We start from the raw sequence: 15,959 nt of genomic DNA, 5'->3' as shown, positions 1-15,959 counted from the left end.
AAGATGAGAACGGCCTCCCGGCGAACCCCTGTGGTTCTGGTCCGATCAGTTCGGTAGCAGGCTTCAGATGGCCGACAACCTCTCGGGTGAAGATCAGATTGTCGAACGGCTGACAGGAGCGACGAACCGCATGGCCTTTCATCTACGCGGTGATGTCCTCGTCGGTGTCTGGGCGCTGGGCTGCGTGTGCGATTTTGCTCTGGCAAGGCGGTGGCTTGGGCAGGAGGCGCGGATTTCAGCTTTGCACCTTTCTGATACGTGCGTGCCGTTGAAGGCGTCGCTTGTGTCCTGACGGCGTTCTTCTGTCCGGCAGGTTGAACCCGACCCACCAGCGGGAGAGCCCTTTTATCTACTTGCAATGATTGCTGTCTCAACCGTTTGCCCGCAAAATTTGATTGTTTCGCGCATCGAAATCCGCGCCTTCTCAAAATCTGTAATACATCTTTGACATAATTTCGAATTTGTGTTTTTATCTATCTGACATGTTGGCGATCTAGGCCAAGATTGGTGAACAGGAATACCGATGATCATTACTGAAGTTTCCGTGCGTAAATTTCGCACGACCACGCGCCGGCATTCGGATAGCGCAGGGCATGCCCATCCCGGCCCACCGCATCAGGTGGAACAGGCGCTGTTGACGATCCGCACCGAAGACGGTCACGAAGGTCATTCCTTTACCGCTCCCGAAATCGTCCGTCCGCATGTTATCGACAAGTTCGTGAAAAAGGTTCTGATCGGTCAGGATTATCGCGATCGTGAACGTCTGTGGCAGGATCTGGCCCACTGGCAGCGCGGTTCTGCGGCACAGCTGACGGATCGCACGTTGGCCGTCGTGGATTGCGCGCTCTGGGATCTCGCGGGCCGTACGCTCAATACACCTGTTTACAAGTTGATCGGTGCCTATCGCGACAAGGTTCTGGCCTATGGTTCGGTCATGTGTGGCGACGAGCTGGAAGGCGGTCTTGCCACCCCCGAGGATTATGGCCGATTTGCCGAAACGCTGGTGAAGCGCGGTTACAAGGGCATCAAGCTACACACCTGGATGCCGCCGGTCAGCTGGGCACCAGATGTGAAAATGGATCTCAAGGCCTGTGCGGCGGTGCGCGAGGCGGTCGGCCCTGGCATTCGACTGATGATCGATGCGTTTCACTGGTATTCGCGCACGGATGCGCTGGAACTGGGTCGCGGTCTGGAAAAGCTCGGCTTTGACTGGATTGAGGAGCCAATGGATGAGCAGTCCATGTCATCCTACAAGTGGTTGGCCGACAATCTCGATATCCCGGTCGTCGGGCCGGAAAGTGCCGCTGGCAAGCACTGGCATCGCGCGGAATGGGTGAAGGCTGGAGCCTGTGACATCCTGCGCACCGGCGTCAATGATGTGGGCGGCATCACGCCGGCGCTGAAGACGATGCGCATGGCCGAGTGCTTCGGTATGGAATGCGAGGTGCACGGCAATACCGCGATGAACCTGCATGTCGTGGCGGCTTCCAAGAACTGCCGCTGGTATGAGCGCGGCCTGCTGCACCCCTTCCTCGAATATGACGACGGCCACGACTATTTGAAATCGCTGTCCGATCCGATGGATGAGGAGGGCTATGTGCATGTGCCGGATCGGCCGGGTCTGGGCGAGGATATCGATTTCGACTTCATCGAGAACAACCGGATCCTGTGAGCGGATATGAAGACCATCCTTGCCTTTGGCGACAGCCTGACCTGGGGAGCGGATCCTGAAACGGGCCTTCGGCATCCGACAGAATTTCGCTGGCCGGATGTTCTGGAACGGGAGCTTGGCGGTGAGGTCCGCGTCATCAGTGAAGGCCTTGGTGGACGCACCACCTGTTATGATGAACATACCGGCCCGAGCTGCCGCAACGGGGCAAAGGCGCTTCAGGTGGCGCTCGCAAGTCATATGCCGCTCGATCTCGTGATCATCATGCTCGGTACCAATGATCTGAAGCCGGTTTTTGGCGGGCAGGCGGAGCCGGCTGTCTCGGGCATGCGGCGTCTGGCGCAGATCGTCGAGACTTTTCCCTACAAACCCAGGACGGCAATCCCGAGACTGTTGATCGTGGCACCGCCCCCTTGCGTGGCCGGCCCGAACGGCAGTCCGGCCGCGGGTCGCAGGATTGCGGAATCTCAGCGTCTCGCCCCGCTTTATCGGGCGCTTGCCGAAGAACTGGGCCACGCGTTCTTCGACGCAGGCAGTGTTGCCAATGCGTCGCCCATCGATGGCGTTCACTTGAGCGGCGAAGCCACCCGCTCTATCGGGCAGGCGCTTGCAGCACCCGTTCGCAGCATTTTTGTCTGATTTGGTGCTCCTCGAGGAGAGGGGGCCCGGATCATTGCGTTGACAGGCCGCCATGATGAATGGGGCCGAAAGGGAGGAAGCATGAAGAAACTTCTTATATCTGCAGCCTTTGCCGCGCTCCTTGCGGGCATCTCACCACAGGCCGTGTTTGCAGAAACACCGAAAGACCAGTTGGTGGTGGCCACCACCATGAGCAATATCCTGACGCTCGATCCGGCTGCCATCACCGGCCGCGAAACGGTGCAGGTGTTGAACAATGTCTACGATACGCTGGTCATGCTCTCACCGCAGGATCGCAATCTCCAGCCGAGGCTTGCGGAAAAATGGGAGATTGCCGAGGACCGCAAGTCCATCCGCTTCCATCTGCGCAAGGATGCCAAGTTTGCCTCGGGCAATCCGGTCACGGCGCAGGATGTCGCCTGGAGCCTGAAGCGCCTGCTGGTGCGCAATCTGGCGCAATCCTCTTTTCTGAAGACGCGCGGTTTCAAGCTGGAATCCGCCGATACGCATTTCGTCGCTGAAGATGAGCATACCTTCGTCCTCAATCTTCCAGGTGCGGATGACCCCAAACTCTTGATGATGATCCTGGCGCAGAATGGCCCAGGCTCGATCATCGACAGCAAGACCGCGTTGAAGAACGAAAAGGACGGCGATCTGGGTGGAGCGTGGCTGACCAACAATTCTGCGGGATCCGGTCCTTTCACGCTCACGCAGTGGAAATCCAACGATTTCATTATTCTCACCCGAAACGACGAATACTGGGGCAAAAAGCCCGCCATGCGCCGCGTGCTGATGCGGCATTTGCCGGAATCGCAGTCCCAGCGTCTGATGATCGAGAAGGGTGATATCGACGTCGCCTATTCGCTGCAGGCGCCGGACCTGAAGGCGCTGGAGACGAACAAGCAGATCTCCATCGAGTCCGTGCCGGGTTCCGGTTTCTACTATCTGGCCGTCTCGATGAAGGACGAGCGTTTCGCCAACAAGAAGGTGCGCGAGGCGCTGCGTTATCTTATCGATTACAAGGGGGTGGATGAGGCGGTAATGCCTTTCTATGGAAAGTTGCACCAGCGTTCGCTCAGCAGCGGCGTCATGGGGTCGCTGCCGGACCAGGCCTATACGCTGGATGTCGCAAAGGCCAAGGTGCTGCTGGCCGAGGCAGGTTTTCCCAACGGCTTTGAGACGACGCTGCGTGTCCTGTCCGAAGACCCCTTCCTGAAAGCCGCGACCGCCATCCAGAACACACTTGCCCAGGCTGGCATCAAGGCCAATCTGATCAGCGGTTCGGGCGACCAGATCTATGGCGCGATGCGCGAGCGCAAGTTCGAGCTTCTGGTGGGGCGTGGCGGTGGCGGCCAGCAGCCGCATCCGGACAACAATCTGCGCTCCATGGCTTACAATCCGAACAATTCGGATGAGGCAAAGCTGACCAACTACCAGAGCTGGCGCACCAGTTTCTACGACGAGAAACTGAACAAGAAGATCGAGACCGCGCTTGTGGAGCGTGATCCCGCCACACAGACCAAGCTCTATGAAGAGGTTCAGACCTATATGGACGAGCTTGTCATGCCCATTCAGCCTTTCTCGGAAGTGGTCGATACCGCAGCATTCCGGAGCGACGTCGGAGGCATGATCGTTAGCCCATGGCTCTCGCGTTTCGAGGGTGTGACAAAGACCAGATAGGCCGCCGGTTACCTCCTCCCTGGCGGTTTTCGAGAGGGACGCGTGGCGACATGCGTCCCTTTTACTGTTGATACGCAGCCTGGTCTGTCGCGATTGCATTGCGGCGAGTGTCGGAGATATTAGTCTGTCTGCCGACGCAACAGGCAGGATCTGCAATGCCGAACATTCCGATGATCGATTATGATAGCGCATCGCAGGCCATTCGTGCGGCTCATGACGAGGAGCTGCGTCTGCGTGGTCGCATGACGAACATGAAGCGGACGCTTCTCCATTCGCCGCAGGCCCATCGTATCTATGCGGAATGGTTCACGCTTCGGGCGGAATTGCTGCCGCATGTCGATGATCGTGCTATCCATGTGTTCTGCCGCGCCATCTCTGAGGAAGCTGGTTCCAGGATTGCCGTAACCTTCTTCCGCCGTGCCATCACGCTCTCCGGCGCTGATCCGGATGCGTTGGACCTGCGCGACGTGGACAGCCTCATGGATCGGTTCGGCCGGGCGATCGTGCGCGATTCCCGCGCCATCCCGCCCGAGATCTGGGCTGATCTCAAGGCCCGTTACGATGCCAAGATTCTGGTCGATCTCGTTGCTTTGGGAGGTATCATGCTGGCGACAGCCGTCTTTAACAACGTTGTCGCGGTTCCCTTCGATCAGGAACTCGAACCCTTTGCAGCCAATGGTGCTTGAACCGCCGGCAGGCCGGCAAGCGGTTCAGCGAATACCCTCATAGTCCAGCGAGGCGCCGATCAGCTCGCGGGCATAAGGATGCGTGGCGCCGTTCACGGCAATCGCCTCATGCGGCAGGATTTCGGTCACCTCACCCCGCAGCATGACCGCAAAGCGGTCACACATGTGATCGACCACAGCCAGATCATGCGTCACCATGATATAGGTGAAGCCGCGCTCATCGCGCAGGCGCTGTAGCAGGTTTAGAATTTCCGCCTGCACCGAGACGTCGAGCGCGGAGGTGGGCTCGTCGAGAAGCAGCAGGGAGGGCTCCAGGATCAGGGCGCGGGCGATGGCCACGCGCTGACGCTGGCCGCCGGACAGCTGGTGCGGAAATCGATCGAGGAACTCGACGGGCAGGCCGACATCGGTGATGGCCCGCTGCATTCGCTCCTCGCGATCACCCAGTCCGTGAATGACCAGCGGTTCATGCAGGACCGTGCGGACGGACTGGCGTGGATGCAGCGATCCGTACGGGTCCTGAAACACCATCTGCAGCATGCGGCAGCGTTCGATCAGGGCCAAATCGCGGACCGAGCGCCCGTCGATCAGTACCTCGCCCTTCCAGAAGTCCGTCAGCAGGGAGATGCAGCGCAGCACTGTTGACTTGCCCGATCCCGATTCTCCAACTAACCCAAAGCACTCGCCGGCTTTGACTTTGAAAGATACGCCCGGCAAGACCTTTACGGCGGCGGGACCGCTGCCGAAGGCGATGTACAGATCACGGATCTCGACAGATACGGACATCAGGCTTGCTCCTTCAGCCATTCGGGTTTGCGGTCGAGCACGGCGAGCGGCTGGCGTGGGCCGCCAATGCGCGGCTGTGCGGCCAGAAGACCCTGGGTGTAGGGGTGTTGGGCCTGGTCGAGCTCGCTGGCCTTCAGAGTTTCGACCACGTTGCCGGCATACATGATCAGCACCCGATCACAGAAATTGCGCACCAGGTTGAGGTCGTGGCTGATCATGATCAGGCCGATACCGCGGTCGCGCACGAGACTGTCGAGAATGGTCAGAACCTGCAGGCGCACCGTGACATCGAGGGCGGATGTGGGCTCATCGGCAATCACCAGATCGGGATCCGCCAACAGCATCATGGCGATCATCACGCGCTGGCCCATGCCACCGGAAATCTCGTGCGGATACTGCTTGAAGACCCGCTCGGCATCGCGGATTTTCACCGCCTCCAGCATCGCGATCGTCTTGTCATGTGCCTCGCGGCGACTGCACTTGAAGTGCCGTAGATAGGTTTCCGCTACCTGGTCACCGACGCGGCGGATGGGATTGAGCGAGAATTTTGGATCTTGCAGGATCATCGACATGCGACGGCCGCGAACCTTCAGCATCTCTCTTTCCTTCAGGGCCAAGAGGTCGAGATCCTCGAAACGCAACCTGTCGGCAGTGATGCTTGCTCCCGGCAGCAGCCGGAGCAGTGCCCGCCCGACAGTCGATTTCCCAGAGCCGGATTCCCCAACGATGCCCAGCCGTTCACGCCCGAGCGTGAAGGAGACGCCGCGTACTGCTTCCGTTGGTGATCCAGCGTAGCGGATGCGCAGGTTCTGGACATCGAGTATGGTCTTGTCCATCGACTTACCTCCGGTTCATCTGCTTGGGATCAAGGGCGTCACGCAGGCCATCGCCCAGAAGATTGAAGGCCAGGCTGACGGACAGGATTGAGATGCCCGGAAAGGTGACCAGCCACCAGCTGTCCAGCATGTAGCGCCTGCCGGTTGCGATCATGGCGCCCCATTCCGGCATCGGGGGCTGGGCGCCGAGACCCAGAAAGCCCAGGCCTGCAGCTGTGAGGATGACGGTTGCCATGTTGAGGGTCAGGCGGATCAACACTGAAGGCAGGCACATCGGCATGATCGACTTGATGATGATCCGGCTTGTCGAAGCACCCTGCAGGCGCGCCGCTGCAATATAATCGGCATTGCGGAAGGTCATGGCTTCCGCGCGGGCCAGACGCGCAATCGGCGGCCATGAGGTGAGCGCGATCGCTATGATCGCGTTGTTGAGGCTTGGGCCAAGCGCTGCCACGAAGGCAAGCGACAGGATGAGGCTCGGAAAGGACAGGAAGATGTCGGTGATGCGCATCATTACCGTATCGAACTTTCCGCCCAGATAGCCGGCGGAGGTGCCGATGATGAGCCCGATCGGTCCAACGATGATGGAGACCAGGAAGATGATCGTCAGCGTGATGCGAGCGCCATAGACAAGCCGGCTGAAGATATCGCGGCCGAGTTCATCCGTGCCGAACAGATGGTCTGCGCCCGGTGGCTGCAACACATTGCCGAGCGCCTGAACGTAAGGATCGTGCGTTGCAATGAACGGCGCAAGGATGGCAGTCAGGATGAGAAGGGCAAGCACGGCCAGTCCGAATGTGGATGTCGGGCTTCGCAATAGGAAGGCGACGATGTTCTTGAGCGCGATCAGGAAGCCCGGCAGGCTGCGGCGTTGCGGAACGGTGGTCATCAGCGTGTCCTGGGATCAAAGATGCGATAGAGGATATCGGACAGGAGGTTGAGCCCGATAAAGATGACGCCGACGATGAGCACGCAGGTCATCACGGCATTCATGTCGCCGATGATCAGGTTGCTCGTCAGATATTGTCCGAAGCCCGGCCAGGCAAACACGGTTTCAATGAGAACGGCGCCTTCCAGAAGCGAGCCATAGGCCAGCGCGATGATGGTCACCAGCTGGACGCGGATATTGCCGAAGGCATGCAGCCAGATGGTCTGGCGCTGCGACAGGCCCTTGACGCGTGCAGTGGTCACATATTCCTGGCCCAGTTGGTCGAGCATGAAGCTGCGCGTCATGCGCGTAATGTAGGCCGAGGACGAATAGCCGAGCAGGGCTGCCGGCAGGATCAGGTGGTTGAGGGCGGACCAGAACACGTCCGTCTCGCCGGCCAGCAGGCTGTCGATCAGCAGAAAGCCGGTTCGATCGTCGACGAGACCGATATAGAACTGGTCCATGCGCCCACTGCCGCCGACAAGCCCCAGATGCGCATAGAAAATGATGAGCGCAATCATGCCGGTCCAGAAGATCGGCATGGAATGGCCAAACAGACTGAAGACCCGTACGATGTGATCCGGCCAGCGATCCTTGTTGACTGCCGCCAGCACACCCATGGACACGCCGAGCACGGCACCAATGATGATGGCGAAGGTGGCCAGTTCGATGGTGGCCGGCATGACCTGTAGAATATCCTCGATCACCGGCTGGCCGGTACGGATGGATGTGCCGAAATCACCCGTCATCACATCGCCGAGATAGTAGATGAACTGTTCGTAAAGCGGTCGGTCGAGACCAAGCGAGGTATAGACCTGTTCGTAGGTCTCGCGGGTGGCATCTTCACCGACAATGGCTCGCACCGGATCGGCCGGCATCAGCCGACCGATGAAGAAGGTGAGCATCAACAGACCGAGAAGTGTGACGGCGATACTGCCAAGCTGGCCGGCGACACCGGCAAGACGCAGGCGACTGAATAACATAGATCCTCCCAACATCGACCGCTCGCAGGCGGAGACAGGCTCCTTTCCTGTCTGACAACTATCGGTAACCTGTCACAGGCTTGGGGCGCTGTCAAGCCTGGCTACAGGCCTTTGGCCACGTCGGCTGTTCGCATAGGCTCTCAGGTCATTGCGGAGGACGGCGTTGCAGGCGGCGCCAGGAAGTCATCGCGCCGGGGGGTGAAATTGTCGATTAACTCGCCGTTTTCCAGGCAGCGGCAGCCATGCTCGACCCCGCCAGGGATGACAAGGCTATCGCCGGCCTTCAAGTGATGGGTCTCTTCACCTCGATAAAACTCAAACTGGCCACTTGCAACATAGGTTGATTGCACATGCGGGTGGCTGTGCAGCTTGCCTTCGGCGCCGGCTTCGAACCTGAACGACACCACCATCAGGGCAGGGCTGTCTGCAAGGACGCGGCGCGTTACGCCGGCATCAGGATAGGCGGTGGGATAATTGGGCAGTGACATGGAAACTCCTCAGCAAGGTGATTTCCTATCGTACATGCCTGAAAAGCTATCTGACAAGCTTCCGTTTACGCCTGCTGCGGCTTTCGCTGCGATCGCAGAAGCGCCTTGTAGCGCTCGAGGCCGCCGCGCAGATGCGCCTTCATATGGGTGCGTGCAGCTTCGGCATCGCCCTCGATAATGGCATCGACGATGAGGCCGTGCTCCTCCTGGAGATGGAGATTGTAATCCTTTGGTCGCGACCCCGGTGCTTCCCCCTGAAGGTCGCCGCGCGGAATGATGCCGGTGCGGATCAGCTGCAGGAACTCTGGAAAGCGCCGGTTTTGCGTGGCCTCCGCGATGGCGAGATGCAGGTTGAAATCCGCGTCGCGCGTCGGTGCGCCCTCCTCGAGGCATTGCCGGACGATGCGGTGCGCTTCCAATATCTCCTCGATCTGCGTGGCAGAGCGCCGAAGTGCTGCCAGGGCCGCAGATTCCACCTCAAACACAGTGCGCAATTCCAATAGTTCGATGACGGAGGAAATACGTTGTGTCGCCAGATCGTTGAACGGTCGTTCTGGCTCACGGCGAATTTCCAGAGCAAAGACGCCGGCACCTTTTTTTGCCTCGACCAGGCCATCGGCACGCAGGATGGCGATGGCCTCCCGCACGACCGTGCGGCTGACGGAGTATTCACGGGTCAATGCGCTTTCGCTTGGCAGGCGATCACCAGGACGAAACACACCCGATACGAGATCCTGGCGCAACGCTGTGCTGATCTTGGAGGCCAGAGACCGCCCCTGTTGGACCTTTGCTTGGGCCTCGCTCGCCATTCATTCCCCGCAATGTTGCTACCTGTCTGCCAAGTTTACCGACTTCCTTGGGGCCTGCAAGAGGTTGTTCGGCATGTTGCGGTATTGTGGATCAGCAATCATCGACGGCAAGCCAGTCCCACGCGTCAATCGCTGAACAATGATCTCCCATTGGGCAGGGCGGAGGCGAATTGTTCAGCTGAATTGCGTTCCAAGTTTTGGAAATAAATCGATCAATTGCGACACGGCGCAGGTCAGCCCATCGAACAGAGGCAGATCTGCCTCTGGTGCAAGAGATGGTGAGAGACCGGAAAACGGCGCCCCGCCCAGGAGAACGGCATCGGCGCACCACAGCAGTCTGGCCTGGGTCACCTTTTCCAGAATCTGGCCTCGAAAGCGGTGTGGATCCGCGGCGATATCGAGAATGCCACCGTCCAGAAATTCGACATGGGCAAGCTGTGGGCGCCGGCTCATGGCTTCGACCTTCTGAAGAATGGATTCCGCCATGGCTGGCCCTATCGTTATGATGGCAAAGCGCCGACCAGTGTTGCTGGCCGCCAGAATGCCGGCTTCTCCAAGACCCGCGACAGGCATTTTGCCGGCGCCTCTCGCCCGTTCGAGGCCGGGATCACCGAAGGCGGCGATGACCACGCCATCGCAATCCTGATGGGCATCGATCATGGACAGGACAGCCAGTTCCGCCGTCTGCAAATGTGCCTGGCATTCGAGAGCAGGGGCGCCGAAGGGTGCCGTCGCGCCTATGATTGTGGCACGGTCGCCGGCAACTACGCCCGCGACGCTCATCATTCGCTCCGTGATGGACTGCGTGGTGTTCGGATTGGCAATGAGCAACCGGGGTATCATAGCACTGGTTCGCTGTGCACATCGCGCCAGTGGCGGGCTATATCGGCGCGCCGCGCGACCCAGACATTGTCTTTCGCCGCGATGTGATCGAGAATTTTCGCCAGCGCGCCCATCCGGCCGGGTCGGCCGATCATCCGCAAATGCAATCCCACCGACAGCATCTTTCCGCCTTCACCGTGCAGCCAGTCGGCAGCATTGTTCACATAGTCGGCGAAGTCGTTTCCGGAAAACCGCTGCGTATGGAAATAGTGCATGTCGTTGGTGTCGAAGGCATAGGGCAGCACGATATGACGTTTTCCATCGACCGTCAGGTCATAGGGAATATCGTCATTATAGGCGTCGCTGTCATAGAGGAAGCCACCTTCTTCGACCAGCAGGCGGCGGGTGTTGGGTGATGATGCCGAGCGTGTGTGCCAGCCGACTGGACGTTGTCCCGTCGCCGTGCGGATGGCTTCGACGGTTTTGGCAATGACCTCCCGCTCGGTTGCCTCATCCATGCCCGCATGGCTTTCCCAACGCCAGCCATGGGCCGAGAGTTCGTGCCCGCGCTTGACGGCATCGCGTGCCAGTGTTGGTAGCCGTTCAACGGCCTTTCCGCAGGCGCTGACGGTGATGGGAAAATCATAACGGTCGAACAGATCCATGATCCGCCACCAGGCGGCGCGCGTGCCGTATTCGAAATGGCTGTCGATACACGGATCGGGGCCATCCCGCCGGTCTGTCACCTCGTAGACGGCCTCGTTGCGGTCATCGCCGTCGCGTATGGAATATTCTGCGCCTTCCTCGAAATTGAGGACGAAGGAGACGGCAAGCCTGGCACCTGAAGGCCATTTCGGATTGGCGGGGTGGCCCGCATAGCCGAGAAAGTCGCGGGAGGCGGGTTTGTTGGTAGGATACATGGTCATGAGGTCACTCTGCCGTTCCGGCCATTCTCGAGAGCCCGACGGCCCGGTCGGCGATCAGAAGTAGCGCCACGGTTCCGGCAAGGATGATGGTGGAGAGGGCGGCAATGGTGGGGTCAGGCGCCTCCTCGATATATTGCAGCATCTTGATGGGCAGAGTTTTGGTGCGCACATCGGTCAGGAAAATCGATACCGGATAGTTGTCGAAAGAGGCCAGGAAGCTGAACAGGCTGGCGATCAGGAAGGACGGCGCCAGTGCCGGTATCATCACGCGCACTATGCTTTGCGGCCAGGTGCAGCCGAGCGTCAGGCCCGCCTCGATCAGTGTGAAATCGAAGCGGGACAGCCCGGCGATCATGGTGCGCGCCACATAGGGAAGGGTAATGACCAGATGGGCCAGCAGAAGCCCCGACCAGCTGGCCGTAAAGCCGACGCTGCGGTAATATTGCAGAAGGCCGATGCCGAGCACCAGACCCGGCATCATGAGCGGCGAGACGAGCGCGGCCGCGAGGATTTCTGATCCCGGCAATTTGCCGCGCGTGATGGCGATTGCCGCAAGCGTTCCGACGACCAGCGATATCAGCGTCGAAAGTACGGCAATCTCAACCGAGAGCCATAGCGCCGGCCAAAAGCCGTCCAGCGTCCCGATCCGACTATACCACCGCAGCGAAGCGCCGCCGGTGGGTAGATCGAACACTGGGGTTGGCGAGAAGCTGGCGGCGGCGATCACCACCAGAGGAGCAAGCAGGAACAGGCAGGCGAAGACCGCCGCGGCCCATGAGACGATGATTGCAAGCTGTTTCATGACAGGCCTCCGCTGGAGCGACCGAAGCGGCTGGAGAGAATGACCACGGCAATGGCGATGGAGAGCAGCACCACGCCGGCGGCTGCGCCGAAGGCAGGCTGTTGGGTGAGCAGGTAGGCCTTGGCGATGGTGGCTGCGAGCGTAGGATAGCGTTCGCCGATCAGCAGCGTTGGAACGACATAGGCCGAGACGGACAGCGAGAAGACCAGCGCCACGCCGGCAATGATGCCGGGCATGGTGACCGGCAAGGTGACTTTCAGGAAAGCGACCGCCGGGTTGGCCCCAAGCATGGCCGCTGCCTCGCCCAGGCGCGGATCGAGCTGTGCGACGACGGCAAAGATCGGCAGGATCATGAATGGCAGGAACACATTGGCGCTGCCGACAATCAGCGCGGTTTGCGTAAAGATCATTCGGACTGGTTCGTCGATAATGCCGAGAAGCATCAGCGTTGAGTTGATGATGCCGTCCGAGCGCAGGAGGATGGTCCAGGCGAAGGCCTTGACGATGACGCTGGCCGCCAGCGGCAAGAACAGGCAGCCAAGCATCAGGCTGCGCCAGCCGCCTCTGGCCCGTGCGATGGCAAAGCTTGCAGGATAGCCAATGAGAAAGGTCAGCGCGGTGGTCACCAGGGCCAGTTTCAACGAGTTCCAGATAACGGACAGATAATGCGGAGTAGTCAGCAGACGCTGGTAGGCAGCCAGCGAAAACCCCTCCGGCCCGGTGAAACTGACGCCGAGCAGCAGGCCAAGCGGCAGGATGAACATGATGAGCAGGATCATGGCTGCGGGGAGCGACAGCAGGAAGGCCGTCCGCCGTTCCGGATCCGATAGTTTGGGCGGGGCAGGCATGGCTTCGGTCATGCGTGCTCCTCCCCTGAAAATGACAGAGTTTCCGAGAGCGGCCAACTGAAGATCACCGTCTCGCCGCGCTCGGGCAAGGTGCAGCGACCGGGCATCTCTGCGGTCAAGCGCGTGCCTGCCGCATCGATTTCCACCAAGCTGCGTGAGCCCTGGAACGTAGCGCCGACGACAGTGCCCGTCAGCGTGTTGTCGCCGGCGGTGAGCGTCACGTGCTCAGGCCGCGTCGCGACAATGACACTGGAGCCGCGCAGGAATCGGCGTGGAACACGCAATGGGCCGGCGGAGGTTTCCACGACCGAGCCGTCCGCGTCCGATGATACGACTTTCCCCTTAAGGCTCAGCGACTGGCCGACGAAGGAGAGGGCGAATGCGGTGGCCGGCTGGTCGTAGAGCGTGCGCGGATCGGCGAGCTGGTCTATGCGCCCCTTGTACATCACCGCCACGCGGTCTGACATGGTCAGCGCTTCTTCCTGGTCATGCGTCACGAAAATCGCGGTCGCACCGATCTGCGTCAGTAGATGGCGAAGCTCGCTTTGCATCGCCTCGCGAAGCTTGCGGTCGAGTGCCGACAGGGCTTCGTCGAAAAGGATGACGCTCGGTTCGACGGCAATGGCGCGCGCTAGCGCCACCCGCTGCTGCTGGCCGCCCGAAAGCGCCCGGATGGGGCGATCCGCATAGCGCTCCAGATGCACCAGCGACAGCGCCCGATGTACCGCCGAAGCAATATCGGCTTTCGGCAGGCCGCGAAGTTTCAGGCCAAAGCCGACATTGCCCGCCACGTCGAGATGTGGAAACAGGGCATAGCTCTGGAATACGACGCCGACATTGCGTTTATAGGGCGGGGCGCGCGTGATATCGCGTCCCGCCAGTTCGACCCTTCCCGTGTCCGGATGCGTCAGGCCCGCAACGACGCGCAACAGTGTGGTCTTGCCACAACCCGAAGGTCCAAGCAGCGTTACGAGTTCTCCCTTTGCCATGCCGAGATGGATATCCTCCAGGACCGTCGTTGCGCCGAAGCGCTTGGACACGTTGGAGATCGAAAGGTGCAGTCCAGCATCCGGTGCGGTCATCAGAGCAGTTCCGTCGTCCAGCGTTCAGCCCACTTGCCGCGTTCCTTGGCAACGAATGCCCAGTCCGGTGCAAACAGCGATGCCGGGTCAGGATAACCGGCGGGGATTGCGGCATCGGTATTGGTCGGCGCGACCACGGCCTTGGCGGCCAGGACCGCCTGGATTTCGGTGCCGAGGAATGCATCGATGACCGCGTCGGCAAGTTCGGGCGCTGGTCCGCCTTTTACCTTGGCTATGCCCGAGGGCATGGCGAAGCCGCCTTCGGCGGGAATCCGCAAATCGACCGGTGCGCCTTCGGCCTTACGGGTAAGCGTGTAGGCGGAGAACTGACCGCCAATCATCTGCGCTTCGCCCTGTTCCAGCAGGTTCATGGCCTGTGGCGCGTTGGTATAGACGTTGAGGAGATTGGGAACGAGGCTTTTCAGCTTCTTGAAGCCTGCGTCGATCTCGTATTGCGCTTCTGCAAAGGGTTTCCCGGTTTCCAGATGCGCGGCAATCAGAAGGTTCCAGAAACCTTCGGTATTCTGGATCGAGGGGATGATGATCTTGCCGGCACGGGCCTTGTCCCACATATCGGCCCAGGCCTTTGGCGCGCCTGATTTGGTGTTGTAGGCGATGCCAGCCCAGGGGCGCTGGTAGTTTGCCCACATGCCGTCGCGGTGAACCGCACCGGCGACCAATTTGCCAAGGTTGGGCACGCCGCTCGTGGAGATCGGCATGAGCAGACCGCCATCCGCCGCTTTGATCATGATCGGATCGTCCATCACGACCACGGAGAATTTCGGCGCGGCGCTATCGGCCTGCATCTTCTGCAGGTTGGTTGCCGAATTTGAGCCCTCGTAAAGGACCGTCACGCCAAGCTTTTGCTTGAGCAGCGGAAAGACGGATTCCGTGAAATATTTGGCAGCGCCTGCCGGGCCGCCGATAACGATTTCCTTGGTCTGGGCGCGCAGGATGGATGGTGCACTGAGCGAGGCGACGACAAGCGCGCCACCGGCTTTCAGAAGGCTGCGACGATGAATGCTGGTCTTGTACATGGTCGATATCTCCGGTGACGTGAGGAACTGACTACAAGTCCATGCATTGCAAGTGGCGTGCCAAATGTGCACATTTATATTAATCCCGTAAAATCAAAAGGTTGGAAATTGCGGTTTGAATCTCACGCTTTTAATGTGCACATTATTATCGCGTGACTGTGCACATTTAATTTGCAATATATGTTTTCATGAGCGACGGAATGATGCCGAGGCCTGGCAAAGGCGATCCTGAAACCGATGAAGCGGTCTATAAAGCCGTTCTGACCGCAATCCTCGAGGGCCGTATCGAGGCGGGGACCAAGCTGGCCGAAACGCCGCTTGCAGAGGTGTTTGGCGTTTCGCGCGAGCGCATCCGCAAGGTCTTGCATCGGTTGGTCGCCGAACGGCGGCTGGAGGCAATCCCCAATCGCGGCGTTCGCGTTCCCGAGCCGTCGCTTGAGGATGTGCGCGCTGTCTATCAGGCTCATCGGGTGCTGGAAGCCGGCATTCTCCACGCGCTTGCCGGAAGGCTCGACGCAGACCTTCTGCAGCGTCTGGAAACGCATATCGGCTGGGAGCAGAGGGCCGCGATGGAGCGTGATCGCGCCAGTTCCGTTCGGTTGTCTGGAGAGTTTCATCTGCTCCTTGCCGATGCGCTCGGCAATGCGGAGATCTCCGCCTTTCTGCGCAATCTCCTGACGCGCTCCTCCATCATGGTGTCTGTCTACGAGTCTGCCGCGGATTCCATTTGCGGCGTGCACGAGCATGCCGCCATTGTCGAGGCGCTGGCTTCAAACAATGTCGACAAAGCTATTTCGCTCTCCGCCGAGCACTTTCGCCATATCGAGAGCCGGTTGAGGCTGAAAAAGCCGGAGGTCGAGAAACCGGATCTGGCCTCGCTGTTCACGCCACTTCGAGTGCCTGAACCGTAACTGGTTGCGGTCGCGGTGTGGCGGGGC

Annotated in this window: 18 protein-coding genes; 6 read left to right on the top strand and 12 right to left on the bottom strand. The window is 59.9% G+C overall.

All coding sequences use genetic code 11. The features are described from left to right. Positions 1-28 precede the first annotated feature (28 nt). From E8M77_RS07530 to E8M77_RS07510, 5 genes are all read left to right on the top strand, one after another. Complete coding sequence (locus tag E8M77_RS07530) at positions 29-292, top strand: oxidoreductase C-terminal domain-containing protein (protein ID WP_281408183.1); 264 nt, start codon at positions 29-31, stop codon at positions 290-292. Positions 293-523: 231 nt separating this feature from the next. Beyond that, the gene (locus E8M77_RS07525; RefSeq protein WP_137130016.1) at positions 524-1,672 is read left to right on the top strand and encodes a mandelate racemase family protein; all 1,149 of its coding nucleotides are present in this window, start codon (positions 524-526) and stop codon (positions 1,670-1,672) included. A 6-nt stretch (positions 1,673-1,678) separates the two neighbouring features. Further along, positions 1,679-2,308 carry an SGNH/GDSL hydrolase family protein gene (locus tag E8M77_RS07520; RefSeq protein WP_137130015.1) on the top strand — a complete coding sequence of 210 codons (630 nt, stop codon included), beginning with the start codon at positions 1,679-1,681 and terminating at the stop codon, positions 2,306-2,308. Between the two features lie 81 nt (positions 2,309-2,389). After that, on the top strand, positions 2,390-3,988 hold the full coding sequence (locus E8M77_RS07515) for an ABC transporter substrate-binding protein (protein ID WP_137130014.1): 1,599 nt from the start codon (positions 2,390-2,392) through the stop codon (positions 3,986-3,988). A gap of 155 nt (positions 3,989-4,143) precedes the next feature. Next, positions 4,144-4,674, top strand: coding sequence for a hypothetical protein (locus E8M77_RS07510; RefSeq protein WP_137130013.1), 531 nt, complete (start codon positions 4,144-4,146; stop codon positions 4,672-4,674). 24 nt (positions 4,675-4,698) lie between these two features. Here E8M77_RS07510 and E8M77_RS07505 read toward each other — a convergent pair whose 3' ends face one another. The 12 genes from E8M77_RS07505 to E8M77_RS07450 form a co-directional block, all read right to left on the bottom strand. After that, positions 4,699-5,460, bottom strand: a complete 762-nt coding sequence (locus E8M77_RS07505) for an ABC transporter ATP-binding protein (RefSeq protein ID WP_137130012.1) — start codon at positions 5,458-5,460, stop codon at positions 4,699-4,701. Next, positions 5,460-6,296, bottom strand: a complete 837-nt coding sequence (locus E8M77_RS07500) for an ABC transporter ATP-binding protein (RefSeq protein WP_137130011.1) — start codon at positions 6,294-6,296, stop codon at positions 5,460-5,462. Before E8M77_RS07500 ends, E8M77_RS07505 begins: the two co-directional genes overlap by 1 nt. 4 nt (positions 6,297-6,300) lie before the next feature. Further along, on the bottom strand, positions 6,301-7,185 hold the full coding sequence (locus E8M77_RS07495) for an ABC transporter permease (protein WP_137130010.1): 885 nt from the start codon (positions 7,183-7,185) through the stop codon (positions 6,301-6,303). After that, on the bottom strand, positions 7,185-8,207 hold the full coding sequence (locus tag E8M77_RS07490) for an ABC transporter permease (RefSeq protein ID WP_137130009.1): 1,023 nt from the start codon (positions 8,205-8,207) through the stop codon (positions 7,185-7,187). Before E8M77_RS07490 ends, E8M77_RS07495 begins: the two co-directional genes overlap by 1 nt. A gap of 140 nt (positions 8,208-8,347) precedes the next feature. Continuing rightward, on the bottom strand, positions 8,348-8,695 hold the full coding sequence (locus E8M77_RS07485; protein WP_137130008.1) for a cupin domain-containing protein: 348 nt from the start codon (positions 8,693-8,695) through the stop codon (positions 8,348-8,350). A gap of 65 nt (positions 8,696-8,760) precedes the next feature. Continuing rightward, positions 8,761-9,504 carry a FadR/GntR family transcriptional regulator gene (locus tag E8M77_RS07480; RefSeq protein WP_137130007.1) on the bottom strand — a complete coding sequence of 248 codons (744 nt, stop codon included), beginning with the start codon at positions 9,502-9,504 and terminating at the stop codon, positions 8,761-8,763. A gap of 174 nt (positions 9,505-9,678) precedes the next feature. After that, entirely contained in the window at positions 9,679-10,347 is a 669-nt protein-coding gene (locus tag E8M77_RS07475; protein ID WP_281408177.1) for an aspartate/glutamate racemase family protein, read from the bottom strand. Then, positions 10,344-11,252: a polysaccharide deacetylase family protein gene (locus tag E8M77_RS07470; protein ID WP_246659167.1), complete on the bottom strand. Its 909-nt coding sequence runs from the start codon at positions 11,250-11,252 to the stop codon at positions 10,344-10,346. The genes E8M77_RS07475 and E8M77_RS07470 overlap by 4 nt, the downstream gene beginning before the upstream one ends. A 4-nt stretch (positions 11,253-11,256) precedes the next feature. Further along, a complete protein-coding gene (locus tag E8M77_RS07465; protein WP_137130005.1) occupies positions 11,257-12,054 on the bottom strand; it encodes an ABC transporter permease in 798 nt (265 codons plus the stop codon). Next, positions 12,051-12,914, bottom strand: coding sequence for an ABC transporter permease (locus tag E8M77_RS07460; RefSeq protein ID WP_137130004.1), 864 nt, complete (start codon positions 12,912-12,914; stop codon positions 12,051-12,053). Before E8M77_RS07460 ends, E8M77_RS07465 begins: the two co-directional genes overlap by 4 nt. After that, on the bottom strand, positions 12,911-13,984 hold the full coding sequence (locus tag E8M77_RS07455; protein ID WP_137130003.1) for an ABC transporter ATP-binding protein: 1,074 nt from the start codon (positions 13,982-13,984) through the stop codon (positions 12,911-12,913). Before E8M77_RS07455 ends, E8M77_RS07460 begins: the two co-directional genes overlap by 4 nt. Further along, positions 13,984-15,021, bottom strand: a complete 1,038-nt coding sequence (locus tag E8M77_RS07450) for an extracellular solute-binding protein (protein ID WP_137130002.1) — start codon at positions 15,019-15,021, stop codon at positions 13,984-13,986. The genes E8M77_RS07455 and E8M77_RS07450 overlap by 1 nt, the downstream gene beginning before the upstream one ends. Before the next feature lie 200 nt (positions 15,022-15,221). Between E8M77_RS07450 and E8M77_RS07445 the strand changes: the two genes are divergently transcribed. Beyond that, complete coding sequence (locus tag E8M77_RS07445; protein WP_137130001.1) at positions 15,222-15,932, top strand: GntR family transcriptional regulator; 711 nt, start codon at positions 15,222-15,224, stop codon at positions 15,930-15,932. The last annotated feature ends 27 nt before the right edge of the window (positions 15,933-15,959 follow it).

The organism is Rhizobium sp. FY34 (genome assembly GCF_005222845.1).
Taxonomy (GTDB): Bacteria; Pseudomonadota; Alphaproteobacteria; order Rhizobiales; family Rhizobiaceae; genus Neorhizobium.
Note: the sequence above shows the minus strand (reverse complement) of the source record. Positions and strands in the feature narration are given on the sequence as shown.

What these genes read in the sequence shown, in the direction of transcription:
- E8M77_RS07525 (WP_137130016.1), top strand. Translation starts at nt 524, where the DNA reads ATGATCATTACTGAAGTTTCCGTGCGTAAATTTCGCACGACCACGCGC.
- E8M77_RS07520 (WP_137130015.1), top strand. Translation starts at nt 1,679, where the DNA reads ATGAAGACCATCCTTGCCTTTGGCGACAGCCTGACCTGGGGAGCGGAT.
- E8M77_RS07515 (WP_137130014.1), top strand. Translation starts at nt 2,390, where the DNA reads ATGAAGAAACTTCTTATATCTGCAGCCTTTGCCGCGCTCCTTGCGGGC.
- E8M77_RS07510 (WP_137130013.1), top strand. Translation starts at nt 4,144, where the DNA reads ATGCCGAACATTCCGATGATCGATTATGATAGCGCATCGCAGGCCATT.
- E8M77_RS07505 (WP_137130012.1), bottom strand. Translation starts at nt 5,460, where the DNA reads ATGTCCGTATCTGTCGAGATCCGTGATCTGTACATCGCCTTCGGCAGC.
- E8M77_RS07500 (WP_137130011.1), bottom strand. Translation starts at nt 6,296, where the DNA reads ATGGACAAGACCATACTCGATGTCCAGAACCTGCGCATCCGCTACGCT.
- E8M77_RS07495 (WP_137130010.1), bottom strand. Translation starts at nt 7,185, where the DNA reads ATGACCACCGTTCCGCAACGCCGCAGCCTGCCGGGCTTCCTGATCGCG.
- E8M77_RS07490 (WP_137130009.1), bottom strand. Translation starts at nt 8,207, where the DNA reads ATGTTATTCAGTCGCCTGCGTCTTGCCGGTGTCGCCGGCCAGCTTGGC.
- E8M77_RS07485 (WP_137130008.1), bottom strand. Translation starts at nt 8,695, where the DNA reads ATGTCACTGCCCAATTATCCCACCGCCTATCCTGATGCCGGCGTAACG.
- E8M77_RS07480 (WP_137130007.1), bottom strand. Translation starts at nt 9,504, where the DNA reads ATGGCGAGCGAGGCCCAAGCAAAGGTCCAACAGGGGCGGTCTCTGGCC.
- E8M77_RS07475 (WP_281408177.1), bottom strand. Translation starts at nt 10,347, where the DNA reads ATGATACCCCGGTTGCTCATTGCCAATCCGAACACCACGCAGTCCATC.
- E8M77_RS07470 (WP_246659167.1), bottom strand. Translation starts at nt 11,252, where the DNA reads ATGACCATGTATCCTACCAACAAACCCGCCTCCCGCGACTTTCTCGGC.
- E8M77_RS07465 (WP_137130005.1), bottom strand. Translation starts at nt 12,054, where the DNA reads ATGAAACAGCTTGCAATCATCGTCTCATGGGCCGCGGCGGTCTTCGCC.
- E8M77_RS07460 (WP_137130004.1), bottom strand. Translation starts at nt 12,914, where the DNA reads ATGACCGAAGCCATGCCTGCCCCGCCCAAACTATCGGATCCGGAACGG.
- E8M77_RS07455 (WP_137130003.1), bottom strand. Translation starts at nt 13,984, where the DNA reads ATGACCGCACCGGATGCTGGACTGCACCTTTCGATCTCCAACGTGTCC.
- E8M77_RS07450 (WP_137130002.1), bottom strand. Translation starts at nt 15,021, where the DNA reads ATGTACAAGACCAGCATTCATCGTCGCAGCCTTCTGAAAGCCGGTGGC.
- E8M77_RS07445 (WP_137130001.1), top strand. Translation starts at nt 15,222, where the DNA reads ATGATGCCGAGGCCTGGCAAAGGCGATCCTGAAACCGATGAAGCGGTC.